This is a genomic window from Ideonella paludis (genome assembly GCF_018069865.1).
Classification (GTDB): Bacteria; Pseudomonadota; Gammaproteobacteria; order Burkholderiales; family Burkholderiaceae_C; genus Ideonella; species Ideonella paludis.
On record NZ_JAGQDG010000009.1, the window covers coordinates 166,043 to 183,197 of the forward strand.

Genomic DNA, 17,155 nt, shown 5'->3' on the forward strand with positions numbered 1-17,155 from the left:
GCCAGAATCGCGCCCCCCTCGCTGAGGCGTGATATGTCTGCACCATCTTCTCCCCTGCCCCGCTCAGCGGCTCACGGCGCCCGCTTTTGCGCCATCGACTTCGGCACCTCCAACTCGGCCATTGCCCTGCCGGTTGGAGAGCAGCGCGTGCGCTTGGTCGCCGTCGAAGACGGCCTGCCCACCATGCCCACCGCGGTGTTCTACACCATGGAAGGCCAAGCCCCGCACGAGGACCCTCGCCGCCTCTACGGCCGCGCGGCGCTGGCCGCCTATGTGGAAGGCATGGAAGGCCGCCTGATGCGCTCGATGAAGAGCGTGTTGGGCTCCAGCCTGGTGGAGCAAAGCACCGACATTGGCGATGGCCGAGGCGTCAAGTTCATTGACATCCTGAGCGGCTATCTGCGCCACCTCAAGACCTTGGCCGAAGCCGAGGCGGGTGGCCCGCTCACCCGCGCGGTGCTGGGCCGCCCGGTGTTCTTTGTGGACGACGACCCCGAGCGCGACGCCCAAGCCCAGAACGCCCTGGAAGCCGCAGCCCGTGCGGTGGGCTTCACCGACATCAGCTTTCAGTTCGAGCCCATCGCCGCCGCGCTGGACTATGAAAGCACCGCCACCCGCGAGCAGTGGGTCTTGGTGGCGGACATCGGCGGCGGCACCTCGGACTTCTCTGTGGTGCGGGTGGGGCCTGAGCGGCGTGCGCGCCTGGATCGATCCGGCGACATCTTGGCCAGCCACGGTGTGCACATTGCCGGCACAGACTTCGACCGCCACATCGAACTCAGCGCCATCCTGCCCTTGATCGGCTACAAATCTCTAGGCCCACCACCTGCGCAGCGCGAAGTGCCCAGCCGCGCTTACTTCGACCTGGCCACTTGGCACTTGATCAACACGCTCTACAGCCCCCAGCGGGTGATGGAATTGCGTGGCATGAAGAGTTTTTATGCCGACCCGCTGCTGCATGGCCGCCTGATGACCGTGGTGCAAGAGCGCCTGGGCCATGCGCTGCTGAGCGAGGCGGAGGCCGCCAAGATTGCGGTGGCTGAAGGCGGCCAAGCCGACATCGACCTGTGGCAGGTGGAGCGGGGCCTGAAGGCTGCACTCACCGAGCCCCAAGCGCTGGGCGCGGTGGACGCAGACCTGCAGCGCATTGTGGATGCGGGGGTGGAGACCGTGCGGATGGCGGGGCTCAAGCCCGCCGACATCGACGTGGTCTACCTGACGGGAGGCTCCACCGGCCTGCTGCCGCTGGCCACCCGCATTGCCGCGCCGTTTGCGCAGGCTAGCGTGATCCGGGGCGACCGCCTCGCGAGCGTGGCCCAGGGCCTTGGCTTGCACGCCGTGCGGCTCCTGGGTTAGGCGGACGCCTCACAGCCGCCGGTTTCTTGGGCTGCGGCCGGCTGACATCGGCCAGCAGCAGGCTGCTGCTGACCAAGGCTTCGACGGCTTCGGCCAGGTCGTTGGGCGGCTCCAGCTCTTCGATCATGGCCAACAGCTCGTCGGCATCTTCCAAGTCGTCGGGGTCGAAAGATCGGTAGAGCACGGCCAGCGGCTCCAGCACATCGGCCGAGTCCAGGTTGGTCAGTGCGGGGAAAAACTCCATCGCCGTGGCAAAGCCCGCCACCCAGGGCATGACGGTCTGTAGCGGGTCCTCGTCTTCTTCCAACTCAAACACCCAAGGGTCAAACCATTGGCGGTGGTGAATGGCGCGGTTCAGCTCGGCATGGCGGCGTGTGGCCAAGGCCTGCAGGCGCGCGGTGTTGAAGCCTTTGGGCGCCGGGCGGCCGTCCACGTCCACGACATGGGCAAACCACTGCTCTGGCGGTACCGCCTGGGGTTGCAGCAGCACTCCCACGAGGTAGCCGTCCAACATGGAGAGGTCGAGCGGCTCCAGCGGCGCAGGAATCGCGTCCAGCGCAGCGTCCAGCTCGGACATCTCGTCTTCGTTCAGGGGGGAAAGGGGTTCAGCCATGCCTGGATTGTCGCTCGGGCACCTCGATGCGCTTCAACAGGCTTGAAAGCAGCGATCTCAGGATCAAAACAAGGGTCACCCCCCAATTGGGGGTTTGTAACACCCTCGCCTGTGCGATACAGTTCTCTCATCGTCAGGCCTAGCGCTGGTTCTGCAAAGAAGCAGCCTGGTTAGACAACCGGTCCCAACGACGTCCTCTCGGAGGACTTCCAGCGACCCAACCTTCACGGGTTGGGTCGTTTTTTTTCGTGGGGTGGGCGACAGACAGGCTGCGAGCCTGCGGCTCTACAGCTTGAACACACTGACCATGTGGGCCAAGCGCTCCGCTTGGACCTGCAGACTGTCTGCCGAGGCCGCCGATTGCTCGACCAACGCGGCGTTTTGCTGCGTCATGGCATCCAGTTGGCCCACCGACGTGTTCACCGACGCCAAACCCGAGCTTTGCTGGCTCGACGCTGTCGTGATCTCTTCAATGATGCCCTGCACCAAGGCCACATTGCTGACCAGCTCTTCCATCGTGGAGCCCGCATCCGCCACCAGGCGTGCGCCTTGGTCCACGGTTTCCACGCTGGCGCCAATCAAGGCCTTGATTTCCTTGGCGGCTTGAGCCGAGCGCCCAGCTAAGCCTCGCACTTCGCCCGCCACCACCGCAAAGCCACGGCCCTGCTCACCGGCGCGTGCGGCTTCGACAGCGGCATTGAGGGCCAAGATATTGGTCTGAAAGGCGATGCCGTCAATCACGCCAATGATGTCGAAAATGCGCCGCGACGACTCATTGATACGCTCCATGGTGTCGACCACCTGCCCCACCACATCGCCGCCTTTGCGGGCCACCTGCGCTGCCGTTGCCGCCATTGCGTTGGCCTGCTGCGCCGCGTCCGCAGACTGCCGGACGGTGTCGGTCACCTGCGTCAAGGACGAGGCAGCCTCCTGCAAATTGCCAGCCGCGACCTCGGTGCGTTGAGACAGATTCAGGTTGCCGGCGGCAACCTCGGCACTGGCGGTGCGCAAAGACTCTGCTGAGGCGCGGATACCCCCCACCAGCTCGCGCAAATGGTTTTGCATGCGCGACATCGCATCGAACAATCGCCCCATCTCATCATGGCGCTGGTCTGGCAGAGGCAGGCTCAGGTCACCTTGCGCAATGCCTTCGGCCAGTTGTACGGCTTGGCCGACCGGGACTGTGACACTGCGGGTCGTCCGCCACGCCAGCAAGGCTCCAAACACCAAGGCCAGCAGCAGCACCCCACCGATCAGCAGGCCCGCGCGGTGCTGGGCCTGCAAGGCCTGCTCGGCAGCGTGGCCGTTCTCGGCAGCCACATGCGCCAAATAGCTGCTGACGTGCTTGCGCCACTCCGTCTCCGCGGGCCTGACCCGGCTGGTCAAGGTCAGCGTCGCCTCGACCCCTGCGCCGATCTCGCCTTCATGGGCGGCCTGCTTGATCAAGGGAATCGCCTTGTCGGCGGCGGCTGCGATGGCGGTGGTCAGCGCCAGCTCTGGCGGATCACCTTCGGCCCGAACTTGTTGATCCAGCGTCTGGAACAACTTGGCATAGTCACGCAGGGCCTGCGCCATTTGGGCAGTCTCGGCGTCTATGTCCTTCACATCTGTCAAGAGGGTGATGGATCGCGCCTGGATGGCCATGCTGCTGATGTTCTCCATCAAACCATGAGCCAACTCTGCTTTGCTGTTGTTGACCTCCACAATCTGCCGCATGCGCTGCCCCTGGGCCTGCAGCTCCCAAAGGGAAAGCCCTGCCACCAAGCACGTCGCCAACAACAACATGGAAAAACCCAGCCCCAGGCGCTTGGCCAGGCTGAGATGGAGCGCAGCGGATTTGCCCATAGACCCTCTTTTCGGGGAAACACTCATCAATGCCCGATTGTCTGGAGGGCTTAGGCCGCTGGGCGGCTGAAAGTAGCTGCGCTTTGGGGGGCATTTCAGGGCTTGGTGCCCCAGGCTTGACGCAAAAACGCCACCAGCGCCTTCACCGCCAAAGGCACTTGCGCACTGTGCGGGCGCACGGCCCAAATCTGCGAGCCAAACGCCCCGACCGGCTGCCAGTGCGGCAAGACCGGCAGCAACTGCCCGCTGGCCAGCGCGCGCTGTGCGCTGAAGTCGGGCAGCAGCGCGATGCCCAATCCCGCCACGGCGGCCTCGCGCAGGGCTTCGCTGTTATTGGCCGCAAAGGGCCCGCTGACCGCCACGCTGACACGCCCCGCTGCATCGCCGTTCTTGGGCTCCAAGCTCCAGGCGCTGGCCTCGCCGGGTCGGGGGTAGAGCAAACAGGCATGCTGGCTCAACTCACTCGGGTGACCGGGCTGCCCGCGCTGGGCCAGGTAAGCCGGGCTGGCAACCAGCAAGGAATGTGTGGGCCGCAGAGCCCAGGCGACATGGGTATCAGGCGGCATGCTGGTGTGGCGGATGGCCAGATCAAAGCCCTCTTGCGCCAGCGGGCGCAGGCGGTCGGACAGGTCCAGCTCCAAGCGCACCTGCGGATACTGCTTCAAGAACTGCGGCAGCAAGTCCACCAAATGCTGGCGCGCCAAGGCCACCGGGGCGGTCACCCGCAGCAGCCCACGGGGCTCAGCCGCCAGCTCTTGAATGCCGCTGAAGGCCTGGGCAATGGCCTCGAAATTGCCCCGGGTGGCCTCCACCAGGCGCAAGCCCGCCTCGGTGAGCTGCATGCTGCGGGTGGTGCGGCGCACCAGGGGCACGCCCAAGGCCCGCTCCAGTTCGGCCACGCGTTGGCTCATGGCCGCCTTGGACACGCCCAAACGCTGGGCCGCCGTGGTGAAGCTGCCAGCCTCGGCCAGCACCGTCAGCGCGTGCACATGGCTCCACATCAGGGTTCTCAGGTCGGTGCTCATCGTGCAGTTCCCAAAGCGCATTTCACCCTCTATTGTTCATTTTTCAGAACAATGAATCCAGTGGGGCCGCATTTCAAAGCCTCGCCGCACTCACTAGACTGCCAGCTTCCACTCCCTTGTCTTCAGGCCGCCATGACAGCACCCCTGCCCTACACCAGCTCCGCCGACATTGCCCACTTCATCGCGGGCGCCCCCTATGCCGGGTCCGGCGAGCGTCGCCAAGCGGTCTACAACCCAGCCACCGGCGCCGTGGCTCGCCATGTGCGCCTGGCCGCTGAGGCCGATGTGCACGCCGCGGTGGCCGCCGCCGCCGCCGCCTTCCCGGCCTGGGCCGAGACCCCGCCGATTCGCCGCGCCCGCGTCTTGAACAACTTCCTGGCCTTGCTCAACCAGCACAAAGACACTCTGGCTGCCATGATCACGGCCGAGCACGGCAAGGTCTTCACCGACGCCCAGGGCGAGGTGATGCGCGGCATCGACATCGTCGAGTTCGCCTGTGGTGCGCCGCAGCTGCTCAAGAGCGACTTCACCGACCAGGTCAGCACCGGCATCGACAACTGGACCTTGCGCCAGCCCTTGGGCGTGGTGGCCGGCATCACGCCGTTCAATTTCCCCTGCATGGTGCCCATGTGGATGTTCCCGGTGGCCCTGGCCTGCGGCAACACCTTTGTGCTCAAGCCCTCCGAGCGCGACCCCAGCCCCAGCCTGTTCATTGCTGACCTGCTCAAGCAGGCCGGCTTGCCCGACGGCGTGTTCAATGTGGTGCAGGGCGACAAGCTGGCCGTGGATGCGCTGCTGACCCACCCCGATGTGAAGGCCATCAGCTTTGTGGGCTCCACGCCCATTGCCCAATACATCTACGAGACCGGTGCCCACCATGGCAAGCGGGTGCAAGCCCTGGGCGGCGCCAAGAACCACATGGTGGTGATGCCCGATGCCGATGTGGAGCAAGCTGTGGACGCGCTGATTGGCGCCGCCTATGGCTCCGCCGGTGAGCGCTGCATGGCCATCAGCGTGGCGGTGCTGGTGGGTGATGTGGCCGACAAGGTGATGCCGAAACTCGCCGAGCGCGCCAAGACTCTGAAGATCAAGAACGGCATGGCGTTGGACGCCGAGATGGGCCCTATCGTCACCCGCGAGGCCCGCGACCGCATCGAGGGCTACATCGCCCTGGGCGTGGAAGAAGGCGCTCAGTTGGTGGTGGATGGCCGCGGCGTGCGCCCGCAAGGCCTGGAAGACGGCTTCTGGACCGGCGGCACGCTGTTCGACCATGTCACCCCGCAGATGCGCATCTACCAAGAAGAGATCTTCGGCCCGGTGCTGGCCTGCGTGCGCGTCAAAGACTTTGCCGAGGCCCTCGACCTGGTCAACGCCCACCAATACGGCAACGGCGTGGCCTGCTTCACCAGCGATGGCAATGTGGCGCGCGAGTTCAGCCGCCGCGTGCAAGTAGGCATGGTGGGCATCAACGTGCCCATCCCCGTGCCCATGGCCTGGCACGGCTTTGGCGGCTGGAAGAAGAGCCTGTTTGGCGACATGCACGCCTATGGCGAAGAAGGCGTGCGCTTCTACACCAAGCAAAAAAGCATCATGCAGCGCTGGCCCGCCAGCATTGGCAAGGGCGCTGAGTTTGTGATGCCCACCGCCAAGTAAGCCGGGTCTATGCGTTCAAGCGGCTGCCCAGCCAAGCCTGTAACCGCGCCACCACGTCTGCTCGCTCGGGCTCATTGAAGATTTCATGGGCCAGCATGGGCCAAGTTTGGGCGGTCAAGACCTGTTGCGGTGCGGCCGCAGCGAATCGCGCTGAGCCAGCCGGATTGACGCAGCGGTCGGCCCCCGCCCACATCAGCAAGGTGGGCGTGCGCCATTGCGCTGCCCGCGCTTCGACCCAAGGCCCCGCCTCGGCAATGAAGCGGGCCAGGCGGCCGCTGATGCGGTCGTGCACCAGGGGGTCGGCCGCATAGTCCTTCACCACGGCAGGGTCGCGGCAGATGTCATCCAGGTTCAAGCCATTACCTACGGCCAAGTTGGGTGCCACACGCGACACCACGGCGGTCAACAGCTTTTGAATCACCGTCATGCCCGCATCCAAGGCCGGTGAGGACAGCACCAACCCGTCCACCGCCTGCCACCAAGGCGCCGGCCTGGCTTGCAGGCCTTCGGCCACATAGCGCGCCGCCACCAAGCCGCCCATGCTGTGCCCCAGCAGGATCAAAGGCCCGCATGAGGGCGCGCTGCGCACATGTTGAAGCACCTGGCCCAAATCAGCCAGCAGGCTCTCGTCAGCCGCCATCTGCCCGCGCCCGCCGCCAGACGCTCCGTGCCCGCGCTGGTCGTAGGCCTGCACCGCCCAGCCCTGTGCCGCCAAGTCTTGCGCCAGCGCCTCATAGCGGCCCATGTGCTCGCCCAAGCCATGCACGACGAGCACCTGGCCCCGTGGCGAGCCTGCCGGCACCCACGTGCGCAGCGCCAAGGAGATGCCGTCAGGAGTGGTCAGCGTGTGGTTCATGAGGAGGCTCTTTCAGCAGGATGATCGGGGAAGCACTGCCGCCAAGCATCCCTCAAAACAGCGGCAGCCGCCTCAGGACAAGCCTGCAGCAAGGCGTGGGGCCCCAACAGCCGCACACGTTGGGCCTGGGCAATGCCGTGACAGAGTTCTTGCGTGGCAGCGTCAGGCACCAGCGCGTCAGCCCCAGCTTGCAGCACCCAAACGGGCGGCCTCAAGCTTGGCAGGACGGGCCGCACATCCACCGCGATCACAGCCGCCAAGCGTGCCCGCACCAACTCCGGTGACAGGCTTGACACCACCTCGACCATCTGCCTGCGGCCCTCAGTTGTCCCGTAGGACCCCATGAGCAGACGCAGCATGGGCCCGCTGGGCCAGGTCACCACAGGCAGCCAAGGCAACAGCCGTGCCGCCCACCGCAAGCTGGGCCGCGGGTTGGCGGCAAAGGTGCAGCACAGCACGATGCCTCGCACCTGATCAGGCCGTCGCGTCGCCAACTCAATGGCCAAAGGGCCCGAGAAGGACTCCGCAAGGAGGAAAAGCGGCTGATCGTTAGAGATTTGCTGCTGCAACCACGACAGCAGCTCTGCATAACCCCAGCCGGGATTGGCGGGGTAGCACATGACTCGACTGGGCCACCGATCACCCAATGACTGCAACAAGGGCTCAAACAGGTGGCCTGTACCGTCCAATCCTGGGAGCATCAAACAACAAGGTTCATCCGATTGGCGCTGCATCGCCCTATCTTGCCGCAAACCCTGGCGCGCCGGCTCGGCCTCAAGCCCTAACATCCGTGGCGATCGACAGTCCCCTTGCCCTACCAGACAGAAAGCTCCCCATGTCCCACCCCGCCTTCACCGTCCACACCGACCCTGCCAGCGGCATTTCGCGCCTGGTGCTGAACCGCCCTGAACGCATGAACACCATGGAGCCGACCTTCTTCCCGGCCCTCAAGGACGCCGTGCAGGCGCTGGACGATGCGGGGCAGACGCGGGTGCTGGTGATCTCATCCACCGGCAAGCATTTCTCAGCGGGCATGGCCTTGGAGGTGTTTGCCGGTGGCTTATCCATGCTCAACACCTCCACCGCACGGCAGCGCCAGGCCTTCACCGCGGGCCTGCAGCGGCTGATGGCGTGCTTCTCGGTGCTGGAGGAGGCGCGCTTTCCGGTGATCTGCGCCGTGCAAGGGGGCTGCATTGGCGGGGCGTTGGACCTGGCTGCCGCTTGTGATGTGCGGGTGTGCAGCGCCGATGCCTTCTTCACGGTGCAAGAGATCCACATCGGCATGGCCGCCGACCTGGGCTCGCTGCAGCGCTTGCCCAAGCTGCTGCCGCAGGGCTTGGTGCGCCAGCTTTGCTACACCGGCGAGCGCCTGGGGGCCGAGCGCGCGCTGGCGGCTGGCCTGGTGAATGCCGTGCTGCCTGATGCAACGGCGCTTGAAGCGCACGCCTTGGCCTTGGCCGCTGAGATCGCCGCCAAGAGCCCTTTGGCCATCTCCGGCAGCAAGCAGGCCCTGAACTATGCCCGCGACCACAGCACGGCAGACGCCCTGGCCCAGATGAGCCTGCTGCAAAGCGCCATCTTTGACATCGCTGAGATGAGCCAAGCCATCGCGGCGTGGCAGACCAAGCAGGCCGCCCAGTTTGAGCCGCTAGCCCCCCTCTGAGCCAGCACCACGGCGCCTGCAAACTGCGCGGTGAAGCCCCTGCTTTTTGGGGCCTTGGGCGCCTCAAGTCCAGTCGATCATCGGGTCATCACCCTTTATGGGAGCAGTACCCATGCTTCGATCACTCTGGATTGCCAAGACCGGGATGGAGGCCCAGCAAACTCAGCTGGACCACATCTCGCACAACCTCGCTAACACCGCCACGGCCGGCTACAAACGCGCCCATGCGGTGTTCGAGGACCTGATCTACCAAAACCTGCGCCAAGCCGGCGCCGCCAGCTCTGAGCAGACGCAACTGCCCACGGGCTTGCAGATCGGCCTGGGCACGCGGGCGGTCGCCACGGCGCGCAACTTCGCGCAAGGCAACTTGCAGCAGAGCTCAGGCACCTTGGACATTGCCATCAAGGGCAACGGCTTCTTCCAGATCACCATGCCGGATGGCACCACCGGCTATAGCCGCGATGGCGCGTTTCAGTTGGATGCGCAAGGCCAGATCGTCACCAACAGTGGCTACTTGCTGCAGCCGGGCATCACTATTCCTGTGACCGCTCAAAGCGTGACCATCTCCAACGACGGCGTGGTCAGCGTGGCCCTGCCCGGCCAGCCCGTGCCGCAAACCGTCGGCCAGTTGCAGTTGGCCACCTTTGTCAACCCGGCGGGCTTGGAGCCACGCGGGCAAAACCTTTTTGCTGAAACCGCCGCCTCCGGCGCGCCGCAGGCGGGCAACCCAGGTGCCAACGGCCTGGGCACGCTGCAACAAGGCTTTCTGGAAACCAGCAATGTGAACGTGGTGGAAGAGCTGGTGTCCATGATCCAGACTCAGCGCGCTTACGAGCTGAACTCCAAGGCCATTTCCACCTCCGACCAGATGCTGCAGCGTCTGTCGCAACTGTGAGGCTGATGATGTCGCTCCTCACCCGCACCCTGGCCGCAGCCCTGCCACTCTTGGCCCTGAGCGCCTGCCAAACCATTTACCCTGTGCCCAACGTCGAGTTCCCTACGGCCACGGCGCCGGCCATGCCCGCCAGCGGGCCCTTGGTCATGGCCGCCTACGAGCCCATGGCGGTGCCGACACCACCGCCCCCCGCCGTCACAGGCTCCATCTACGCCTCTGCCGCCTACCGCCCCTTGTTCGAGGACTACCGCGCACGCCATGTCGGCGACACACTGACCGTGCGCATTGCCGAAAAGGTCAGTGCCACGCAGTCGGCCACCAGCACGGTGGACAAAAAGGCCTCGGTCGATGCGGGCATCACCGCGCTGCCCGGCGTCAAACCCAACAGCTTCGAGCTGGGCCGTACTGCAGCCAACGCCAACGGCACCAACAAGTTTGAAGGCTCGGGGACGACCGAGAACACCAACGACTTCAGCGGCACCATCACCGCCATCGTCACCGGTGTGCTGCCCAACGGCCATCTGCTGATCGCTGGCGAGAAGCAAATCGGCGTCAACCATAACGTCGATGTGCTGCGCTTCACCGGCCATGTGGACCCCCGCGCCATCCTGCCGGGCAACACCGTTCAGAGCGCTCAGATCGCCAATGTGCGCATCGAGCACCGCGGCCGCGGCCAAATGTCCGATGCCCAGGGAATTGGCTGGCTCGCACGGTTCTTCTTAAACCTTCTGCCGGTTTAAGTTTGCTCAGAATCTTTGGCAAGCTCCCTGAAGTACTTGCCAACACCATGACCACCTTTTCCCGCGCCAGCAAACACGCCCTCACCCTTGTTGCGATGATGGCCTGGGCCGCACTCTGGTGGCCTTGGCCCAGCCAAGCCGCACAGCGGCTCAAAGAGGTGGCGGCCGTGCAAGGCGTGCGCAGCAATCAGTTGATGGGCTATGGCCTGGTGGTGGGCCTGGACGGCACCGGCGACCAAACCGCACAAGCCCCGTTCACGGCCCAAGGCCTGAACTCGATGCTGCAGCAAATGGGCATCACCGTGCCGCCCGGTACGGCCATGCAAATCAAGAACATCGCCGCCGTGCTGGTGACGGCGCAACTGCCAGCCTTTGCCCAGCCGGGCCAGCAAATTGACGTCAGCGTGTCGTCCATCGGCAATGCCAAGAGCTTGCGCGGCGGCACCCTGATTGCCACCCCGCTGAAGGGCGCCGACGGGCAGGTGTATGCCATCGCCCAAGGCGGCCTGATCGTGGGCGGCGCAGGTGCGGCCGCAGGCGGCTCCAAGGTGCAAATCAACCACCTCAGCGGCGGCCGTGTGCCGCAAGGCGCGACCGTGGAGCGCAGCGTGCCCACCCCGCTGCACCAAGGTGAGTTCATTCAGTTGGATGTCGCCGCCGGCGACTTCAACACCGCACGCGCAGTGGCCCAAGCCATTAACAAAGACAAAGGCGACGGCACCGCCCAGGCCTTGGATGGCCGCATCGTGCGAGTCAAAGCGCCGCAAGACATGAATGAGCGGGTCGCCTTCCTGGCCGACATTGAAAACCTGCCGATTGAGCTGGCCAAACCTGCGGCGCGCGTGGTGCTGAACCCACGCACCGGCTCCGTGGTGATGAACCAGGCCGTGACCTTGGCGCCGTGCGCCATTGCACACGGCAGCCTGTCGGTCACCATCAATTCCACACCGGTGGTCAGCCAGCCCAATGCGCTGTCCGGCGGCCAAACTGTGGTGGGCGAAAAAGCAGACATCGCCATCCAGCAGCAAGGCGGCGCCATCATCCAACTGCCCGAAGGGGCTAAGTTGGCCGATGTGGTCAAGGCCTTGAATTCACTGGGCGCCACACCACAAGATCTTCTGGCCATCTTGCAGGCCATGAAGGCCGCAGGCGCACTGCAAGCGGAACTGGAGGTGATCTGATGACGCCCTCAAGCTCGTTACAAGGCGCGGGATCCGGCTTCGGTGATGTGCGCGGGCTGGAGCTGCTCAAGCAGCGCGCCGCTCAAGACCCCAAGGCCGTCACCCGCGAAGCGGCCAAGCAGTTTGAAGCCATCTTCATGCAAGAGCTGCTCAAAAGCATGCGCAATGCGACCCTGGCCGAAGACCCCCTCTCCAACGAAGGCACCAAGCTGGGCTATGAAATGCTGGACACCCAACTGGCCACCAAGCTCTCGGGCGCACCCGGCAGCTTGAGCGACGTGATCGCTCGCCAGTTGGAGCGCCAAATGGGCATGAGCCCGGGGCCCATCCCCAAGGTCGACAAAGAGGCGCTGGCCAAGCCCCTGGAGCTGACCCGCCCGGACGCCAAAGTCACACTCCCGCAGAAGTCGGCCGCCAGCTTTGTGCAGCAGCACACCCAAGCGGCTGAAGCCGCGGAGAAGACCAGCGGCATTCCGGCCGAGTTCATGATTGCCCAAGCCGCCCACGAAAGCGGCTGGGGCCGCAAAGAGATCAAGCATCCCGACGGCAGCAGCGCCCACAACCTGTTTGGCATCAAGGCCACAGGCAATTGGAAAGGCGATACCGTGGATGTGCTGACCACGGAGTACAGCAACGGCGTCGCCCGCAAAGTGGTGCAGAAGTTCCGCGCCTATGACAGCTATGCCGACTCCTTCAAAGACTATGCCCAGCTGATCAAGAACAGCCCGCGCTATGCCAATGTGGTGGCTGCCGGCGCTGATGCCAAGGGCTTTGCAGAAGGCTTGCAAAAGGCTGGCTATGCCACCGACCCTGCCTACGCCGAAAAGCTGGGCCGGGTGATCAACACCACCTTGCGCTTGCAGCGCAGCGTGAACGGCTGAGACGCAGGAGAGCACCATGTCCAGCTCCGCCTTGATGAGTATCGGCATGCGGGCGATGTTCGCCAGCACCGCCTCATTGCAATCCACCTCGCACAATATCGCTAACGCGAATGTCGCGGGATATTCGCGCCAAGAAACCGAAGTCGCCACCTCCAAAGGGCAGTTCAGTGGTGCGGGCTTCTACGGCAAAGGCGTGGACGTGGTCAATGTGCGCCGCGCCCATGACCGCTTTCTGACCATGCAGGCCGCAGTGGCCACCTCCATGGCCAAGATGGACGAGGCGCGTCAGCAGCAATTGGTGCAACTCGAAGACGTCTTCCCGCCGGGCGAGCAAGGCCTGGGCTATGCCATGGGCGACTTCTTCGCCTCCATGACCGACCTGGCGAACTCGCCATCTGACAACTCCGCACGACAAGTCGTGCTGGCCCGTGCCGCCGATGTGGCCGACCGCTTCGCCGGGGCGGCCAACCGCATCGACATCCTGCAGCGGGGCGTGGTGGCCGACCTGGAGTCCTCGGCCATCAGCGTCAACTCACTGGCCGCGCGCATCGCCGACCTGAATGATGAGATCGCGGGCTATGCCGGGCTGAACCAATTGCCCAATGACTTGCTGGACCAACGCGACTCTCTGATCAAAGAGCTGAGCGGCTTCTTGCAGGTCACCACCCTGCCCGCCAGCGACGGCACCGTGGGCATTTTCATTGCCGGCGGCCAACGCTTGGTCTTGGGGGCCGAGGCCTCGCAGATCAAGGTCAAGGACGGCGACCCAGACCCGTCCATGGCCGCACTGGTCATCTCCACACAAGGGCAGGAGTTGGACCTCAACGAAGACACCCTGGCCGGTGGCTCGATGGCGGGCTTGATCAACTTCCAAAACCATGATTTGGTGGACGCCCGCAATATGCTGGGGCAGATGGCGGCCGCCTTTGCTGGCAAGGTCAACGAGGCGCAGTCTCGCGGCCTGGACCTGGGCAAGCCCCCGGGCCCTGGCGTGGCGCTGTTCCGCTTTGGTGGCCCGGAGGCACTGGCCTCACGCTTCAACGCCCGCGATGGCAGCGGGCAGTTGCTGGCCTCTGTCAGCATGACGGTCACCGACCCCACGCAGCTGGCCGCCAGCGACTACGACTTGCGCTTGGACGCTGCCGGTGGTTTGCAACTGACCCGCCTGTCTGACGGCTTGGTGCGAACCATCAACAGCGGCGATGTGGTGGACGGTATGCGCGTTGACGTGGGCGGTCTGGGCCTGCAGCCCGGTGACCGCTACACCCTGCAGCCCGTGGGCCGCGCAGCCCAAGGCATGCAGCGCGCCCTGGACGACACTTTAGGGCTGGCGGCTGCGTCCCCGGTGACGGCCACTTTCGGCGTGGGCAATACGGGCACGGCCTCGTTGCGCGAACTGTTGGTGACCGGAACGCCCGACACCCAACTGATCACCAACATCAGCTTCACCTCTGACTCAGGCGATTACACCTGGGAGTTGATCGACAGAGACACGGGCGCCTTGGTCAATGTCGGGACCGGCACCTGGAACGCGGGTGAAGGCATCAGCCTGAACGGCTTCTCGGTGACGCTCAACGGAGTCCCCAAGACCGGTGACAGCATCACCGTGGACAAGACACTCTTTCCCGGCAGCAACAACGGCAACGCCTTGGCCATGTCGTCTCTGGCGGACGATCGCATCGTCGGCATGACCTTGGACAGCAACGGCAGCCCCATTGGTGGGCGCACCGCCACCGACGCCTATGCCGCCGCCATGGCCGACATCGGCGTGCGTGTGCAAAGTTCCAAGCTGGCCACCAACATCTCCGCTGCCGCCTCGGAGCAGGCAGACAGGACGCTGGCCTCCAAGACCGGCGTCAATTTGGACGAAGAGGCCTCGCGGCTGATTCAGTTCCAGCAGTCCTATCAAGCGGCTGCCAAGGTGCTTCAGGTTGCGCAGTCCGTGTTCGACACCATGCTGCAACTGGGCACCTGACCGACCGAACGACTGATTGAAGGGCACACATCATGATGCGCGTCTCCACCGCTAACGCCTTTGCCGCCTCGGTGAGCTCACTGCAGCGGCGCCAGCAAGACCTCACCGACGCCAATGAGCGCCTGACCAATGGCAAGCGCGTGATGCAAGCCAGCGACGACCCCACAGCGGCCGCCCGCGCCGAGCGCGCACGGGCCTTGATGCAGCGCACCGACGCCACGCAGCGCGCACTGGACGCCAGCCGCAACTCCATGACCTTGACCGAAGCCGCCTTGGCGGACGGCGGCGAGCTGTTGCAACAAGCCCGTGAGCTGCTGGCCAGCGCCGGCAACGCCAGCTTCACCGACGCCGAGCGCCGCGATGTGGCCAACCAGATCACCGCCATCCGCAACCAACTGCTGGGTGTGGCCAACCGCTCTGACGGAACGGGCGGCTATATCTTTGCGGGCCAAGGCGCCAGCCAGCCGCCCTTCATCGACCGGCCGGGCGGTGTGGGCTATGTCGGAACAGGCGGCGAGGTGCGCGTAGCCTCTGAAGAGCCTTTGCCGCTGACCTTGGACGGCCACCAGACCTGGCTGTCAGCCAACACCGGCAACGGCGTGTTCGTGACGCGCCCCCTCAACAGCGGCACAGCCTGGATTGACACCGGCCGCGTCACCAACCCGCAAGAGCTGACAGGGGCAACCTACACCATTGAGTTCACCGACCTGGCCCCGGGCCAAAAGGTGTACTCCATCTTGCGCGATGGCGTGGCCACTGGCGTCTTCCAAGCCCCTTTCGACCCCACCAAGGCGATTGAGATTGACGGCATGGCTGTCAACATCAGCGGCACGCCCAGCGCCGGAGATGCGTTCGAGATTGCGCCATCACAGCCCAACCTCACCGTCTTCCAAGCACTGGACAAAGTGATCGCCGAGCTGAAGACACCAAACCGCGGCAATACCGCGGTGACCCAAACCATTCAGTCCGGCCTGCGCGACATTGATTCCGTACGCAACCACCTGCAGAGTGCCCGCAGCATGACGGGCGAAATGCTCACCCGCATCGACGGCGCCGAGGTGCGCGTACAAGACCTGAAGCTGTTCAGCGAAAACACCCGCTCTGCGGCCGAAGACCTGGACATGATCAAGGCCATCTCCGACTTCCAGAACAAGCAGTCTGGCTACCAGGCGGCCTTGCAGACTTATTCGTCCATGCAGCGCATGTCCTTGTTTGACTACATCAAAACCTGACCACACCCACAAAGGACCGATGCGATGACCGCTGCGGTATTCGACCACCTGCTGTTGGGCGCGGGGACTGTCTTTGACGCCCGACGCCGCCCCATGGCGACCCGATTGACGCTGCACCCCTTGCACGCCGAACACAGCCCTGATGCCACCACGCTGGTGGCCGCATTGCAGGAAGTTTGGCCGGAGACAGCTGGCGCGCTGTGGCTGAACCTCACCAGCGAGGCCAGCCTCAAGGGCTTGGTGCAGCAGACCCTGCCCAGGCATGTATTTGTGGAGGTGCCTGCATTTTTGGCAGGCGATCCCACGTGGCGCCCGCTGTGGACCTCCGATCGCACGGCGCGCGCCAGCCGGGTGCTCAAGGGCCGCCCCTTGACGCCGCTGGATCCGGCGGTGATCGGTGCTTTTGCACAAGCCATCGTTGATCGGCCGGATGATCGGCGCCTTGGCGACCAGGTGCTGGCTGACGCGCCGCCGCGCCAACTGCCTTTTGTGCAGACCGGCAACACCTGCGCCTTTGAAGTCGCTGACAGCTTCCGGCGCGGCGCCCAAGGCGTGGTGGGCTGGCCGCTCGGAGACCCTCCCGACGAACACACGGCCAAGCGTGAGATCCCCGCTGGCGTGGGCGTGGTGATGGACTTGATGCAACGCATCGAACGCGACGAAGACCCGGACGAATTGGAGCGCGTGCTGCGTCGCGCGCCCGCCCTCGCCTATCGGCTGATGCGCTTCATCAACTCCCCTGCCTTCGGGCTCTCGGTCGAGATCAACTCCTTCCAACATGCCTTGATGGTGCTGGGCACCAAACGGCTCAAGCGCTGGTTGGCGCTGTTGGTCACCGGCGCCGTGGAAGATCCGGAGTTGAAGCCGCTGATGTTCCTGGCGGTGCGCCGAGGCCTGCTGATGGAGGAACTGGTCCGTAGCCAAGGCGACGAAGGCCTGCGCAACGAAGCCTTTATCTGCGGCGTGTTCTCTTTGTTGGACCGCATGCTGGGCCAACCCTTCGACAAGCTGCTGGAAAGCCTGCCGGTGCCGGGTCGGGTGGCAGATGCCTTGGCCTCGGCCAGCGGGCCGCTACGCCCTTGGCTGGACCTGGCGGTGGCCGTGGAGATGGAGTCGCCTTTTGACATCCAAGAAGCGACCGATACCCTGATGCTGGCCCCGGGCGACGTCAACCGTGCTGTCTTGATCAGCTTGCGCGCGGCATGGCAGATGCGCGAGGAATAGCCGCCTAGGACCTGAC

15 protein-coding genes are annotated in these 17,155 nt (G+C 64.8%); 10 read left to right on the forward strand and 5 right to left on the reverse strand.

Annotation, left to right across the window (positions count from 1 at the left end; genetic code table 11):
- Nucleotides 1-33: 33 nt before the first annotated feature.
- The gene (locus tag KAK11_RS20500; protein WP_210811374.1) at nt 34-1,356 is read left to right on the forward strand and encodes an Hsp70 family protein; all 1,323 of its coding nucleotides are present in this window, start codon (nt 34-36) and stop codon (nt 1,354-1,356) included.
- On the opposite strand, the gene KAK11_RS20505 is transcribed toward KAK11_RS20500, so the two are convergent.
- From KAK11_RS20505 to KAK11_RS20515, 3 genes are all read right to left on the reverse strand, one after another.
- Nucleotides 1,280-1,969 (reverse strand): YecA/YgfB family protein, encoded by a 690-nt coding sequence (locus tag KAK11_RS20505; protein ID WP_210811376.1) that lies wholly within the window; start codon nt 1,967-1,969, stop codon nt 1,280-1,282. The two genes, KAK11_RS20500 and KAK11_RS20505, sit on opposite strands and share 77 nt — an antisense overlap.
- 285 nt (nt 1,970-2,254) lie before the next feature.
- Nucleotides 2,255-3,814, reverse strand: a complete 1,560-nt coding sequence (locus tag KAK11_RS20510) for a methyl-accepting chemotaxis protein (protein WP_210811377.1) — start codon at nt 3,812-3,814, stop codon at nt 2,255-2,257.
- Nucleotides 3,815-3,909: 95 nt separating this feature from the next.
- Nucleotides 3,910-4,839 carry a LysR family transcriptional regulator gene (locus tag KAK11_RS20515; RefSeq protein WP_210811379.1) on the reverse strand — a complete coding sequence of 310 codons (930 nt, stop codon included), beginning with the start codon at nt 4,837-4,839 and terminating at the stop codon, nt 3,910-3,912.
- Nucleotides 4,840-4,971: 132 nt separating this feature from the next.
- Between KAK11_RS20515 and KAK11_RS20520 the strand changes: the two genes are divergently transcribed.
- Nucleotides 4,972-6,492: a CoA-acylating methylmalonate-semialdehyde dehydrogenase gene (locus KAK11_RS20520; RefSeq protein WP_210811380.1), complete on the forward strand. Its 1,521-nt coding sequence runs from the start codon at nt 4,972-4,974 to the stop codon at nt 6,490-6,492.
- 7 nt (nt 6,493-6,499) lie between these two features.
- Here the strand turns inward: KAK11_RS20520 and KAK11_RS20525 are convergent, their stop codons facing one another.
- Nucleotides 6,500-7,348, reverse strand: a complete 849-nt coding sequence (locus KAK11_RS20525) for an alpha/beta hydrolase (RefSeq protein ID WP_210811381.1) — start codon at nt 7,346-7,348, stop codon at nt 6,500-6,502.
- Nucleotides 7,345-7,968, reverse strand: coding sequence for a serine aminopeptidase domain-containing protein (locus KAK11_RS20530; protein WP_210811383.1), 624 nt, complete (start codon nt 7,966-7,968; stop codon nt 7,345-7,347). Before KAK11_RS20530 ends, KAK11_RS20525 begins: the two co-directional genes overlap by 4 nt.
- A 215-nt stretch (nt 7,969-8,183) precedes the next feature.
- On the opposite strand from KAK11_RS20530, the gene KAK11_RS20535 reads away from it, so the two are divergent.
- From KAK11_RS20535 to KAK11_RS20570, 8 genes are all read left to right on the forward strand, one after another.
- Nucleotides 8,184-9,011 (forward strand): enoyl-CoA hydratase-related protein, encoded by an 828-nt coding sequence (locus KAK11_RS20535; RefSeq protein WP_210811384.1) that lies wholly within the window; start codon nt 8,184-8,186, stop codon nt 9,009-9,011.
- Between the two features lie 112 nt (nt 9,012-9,123).
- Nucleotides 9,124-9,906 (forward strand): flagellar basal-body rod protein FlgG, encoded by a 783-nt coding sequence (flgG, locus tag KAK11_RS20540; RefSeq protein WP_210811386.1) that lies wholly within the window; start codon nt 9,124-9,126, stop codon nt 9,904-9,906.
- A gap of 8 nt (nt 9,907-9,914) precedes the next feature.
- Nucleotides 9,915-10,646 carry a flagellar basal body L-ring protein FlgH gene (locus KAK11_RS20545; protein WP_210811387.1) on the forward strand — a complete coding sequence of 244 codons (732 nt, stop codon included), beginning with the start codon at nt 9,915-9,917 and terminating at the stop codon, nt 10,644-10,646.
- 95 nt (nt 10,647-10,741) lie between these two features.
- Nucleotides 10,742-11,827: a flagellar basal body P-ring protein FlgI gene (locus tag KAK11_RS20550; protein WP_210811475.1), complete on the forward strand. Its 1,086-nt coding sequence runs from the start codon at nt 10,742-10,744 to the stop codon at nt 11,825-11,827.
- Nucleotides 11,827-12,708: a flagellar assembly peptidoglycan hydrolase FlgJ gene (gene flgJ, locus KAK11_RS20555; RefSeq protein ID WP_210811390.1), complete on the forward strand. Its 882-nt coding sequence runs from the start codon at nt 11,827-11,829 to the stop codon at nt 12,706-12,708. The genes KAK11_RS20550 and flgJ overlap by 1 nt, the downstream gene beginning before the upstream one ends.
- 16 nt (nt 12,709-12,724) lie before the next feature.
- Nucleotides 12,725-14,683, forward strand: a complete 1,959-nt coding sequence (gene flgK / locus KAK11_RS20560) for a flagellar hook-associated protein FlgK (protein ID WP_246499183.1) — start codon at nt 12,725-12,727, stop codon at nt 14,681-14,683.
- A gap of 32 nt (nt 14,684-14,715) precedes the next feature.
- On the forward strand, nt 14,716-15,915 hold the full coding sequence (gene flgL / locus KAK11_RS20565) for a flagellar hook-associated protein FlgL (protein ID WP_246499184.1): 1,200 nt from the start codon (nt 14,716-14,718) through the stop codon (nt 15,913-15,915).
- Nucleotides 15,916-15,939: 24 nt separating this feature from the next.
- Nucleotides 15,940-17,139 carry an EAL and HDOD domain-containing protein gene (locus KAK11_RS20570; RefSeq protein WP_210811391.1) on the forward strand — a complete coding sequence of 400 codons (1,200 nt, stop codon included), beginning with the start codon at nt 15,940-15,942 and terminating at the stop codon, nt 17,137-17,139.
- Nucleotides 17,140-17,155: the final 16 nt, after the last annotated feature.

Bases quoted from the DNA above. Each gene is read 5' to 3' on its own strand.
- KAK11_RS20500 (WP_210811374.1), top strand. From the start codon at position 34: ATGTCTGCACCATCTTCTCCCCTGCCCCGCTCAGCGGCTCACGGCGCC.
- KAK11_RS20505 (WP_210811376.1), bottom strand. From the start codon at position 1,969: ATGGCTGAACCCCTTTCCCCCCTGAACGAAGACGAGATGTCCGAGCTG.
- KAK11_RS20510 (WP_210811377.1), bottom strand. From the start codon at position 3,814: ATGGGCAAATCCGCTGCGCTCCATCTCAGCCTGGCCAAGCGCCTGGGG.
- KAK11_RS20515 (WP_210811379.1), bottom strand. From the start codon at position 4,839: ATGAGCACCGACCTGAGAACCCTGATGTGGAGCCATGTGCACGCGCTG.
- KAK11_RS20520 (WP_210811380.1), top strand. From the start codon at position 4,972: ATGACAGCACCCCTGCCCTACACCAGCTCCGCCGACATTGCCCACTTC.
- KAK11_RS20525 (WP_210811381.1), bottom strand. From the start codon at position 7,348: ATGAACCACACGCTGACCACTCCTGACGGCATCTCCTTGGCGCTGCGC.
- KAK11_RS20530 (WP_210811383.1), bottom strand. From the start codon at position 7,968: ATGTGCTACCCCGCCAATCCCGGCTGGGGTTATGCAGAGCTGCTGTCG.
- KAK11_RS20535 (WP_210811384.1), top strand. From the start codon at position 8,184: ATGTCCCACCCCGCCTTCACCGTCCACACCGACCCTGCCAGCGGCATT.
- flgG (WP_210811386.1), top strand. From the start codon at position 9,124: ATGCTTCGATCACTCTGGATTGCCAAGACCGGGATGGAGGCCCAGCAA.
- KAK11_RS20545 (WP_210811387.1), top strand. From the start codon at position 9,915: ATGTCGCTCCTCACCCGCACCCTGGCCGCAGCCCTGCCACTCTTGGCC.
- KAK11_RS20550 (WP_210811475.1), top strand. From the start codon at position 10,742: ATGATGGCCTGGGCCGCACTCTGGTGGCCTTGGCCCAGCCAAGCCGCA.
- flgJ (WP_210811390.1), top strand. From the start codon at position 11,827: ATGACGCCCTCAAGCTCGTTACAAGGCGCGGGATCCGGCTTCGGTGAT.
- flgK (WP_246499183.1), top strand. From the start codon at position 12,725: ATGTCCAGCTCCGCCTTGATGAGTATCGGCATGCGGGCGATGTTCGCC.
- flgL (WP_246499184.1), top strand. From the start codon at position 14,716: ATGATGCGCGTCTCCACCGCTAACGCCTTTGCCGCCTCGGTGAGCTCA.
- KAK11_RS20570 (WP_210811391.1), top strand. From the start codon at position 15,940: ATGACCGCTGCGGTATTCGACCACCTGCTGTTGGGCGCGGGGACTGTC.